The organism is Photobacterium chitinilyticum (assembly GCF_004104355.1).
In the GTDB taxonomy this organism is placed as follows: domain Bacteria; phylum Pseudomonadota; class Gammaproteobacteria; order Enterobacterales; family Vibrionaceae; genus Photobacterium; species Photobacterium chitinilyticum.
Genome location: NZ_RJLM01000125.1, coordinates 1 through 689, shown reverse-complemented (window position 1 = coordinate 689; position 689 = coordinate 1). Strand labels below are relative to the sequence as shown.

General features: G+C 61.4%; 1 protein-coding gene. It reads right to left on the bottom strand.

Features of this window, described 5'->3' with window-relative positions:
- The coding region (locus EDI28_RS26190) for a VCBS domain-containing protein (protein ID WP_199287511.1) at window positions 1-689 on the bottom strand (689 nt) is incomplete at both ends.

Genomic DNA, 689 nt, shown 5'->3' with positions numbered 1-689 from the left:
CTCCAGGTACCGTCTGTTCCGATCTTGAACGTCCCGAAATTGCCGTCGGTGACAGTCTCGGCATCAAACACCGCCTCGCCCGCATCCGGGTCGACCACGTCCAGCTTGCCGCCGGTGGTCAACACCGTATCTTCTTTGACCGTGCCGGTATCCGCATCCGGCACAGAAGGTGTGATCACGGCGCCGTCGTCGCTGCCGTTGATGGTAACAGTGACGGTATGCTCGGTGCCGTCGGCAGTCGTCACGGTAAACTCGCGGCTCAGCGGTTCGCTTGCCTCGGTCAGTGCCTGCACTTCGGCCGAACCGTTGTTCAACTCGTAGCTCCAGGTACCGTCAGTGCCGATCTTGAACGTACCGAAGTTGCCGTCGGTGACAGTCTCGGCATCAAACACCGCCTCGCCTGCATCCGGGTCGACCACGTCCAGCTTGCCGCCGGTGGTCAGGATTGTGTCTTCTTTCACCGTGCCGGTATCGGCATCCGGCACAGAAGGTGTGATCACGGCGCCGTCGTCGCTGCCGTTGATGGTGACAGTGACGGTATGCTCAGTGCCGTCGGCAGTCGTCACGGTAAACTCGCGGCTCAGCGGTTCGGAGTCCTCGGTCAGCGCCTGCACCTCGGCCGAACCGTTGTTCAGCTCGTAGCTCCAGGTACCGTCTGTTCCGATCTTGAACGTCCCGAAATTGCCGTC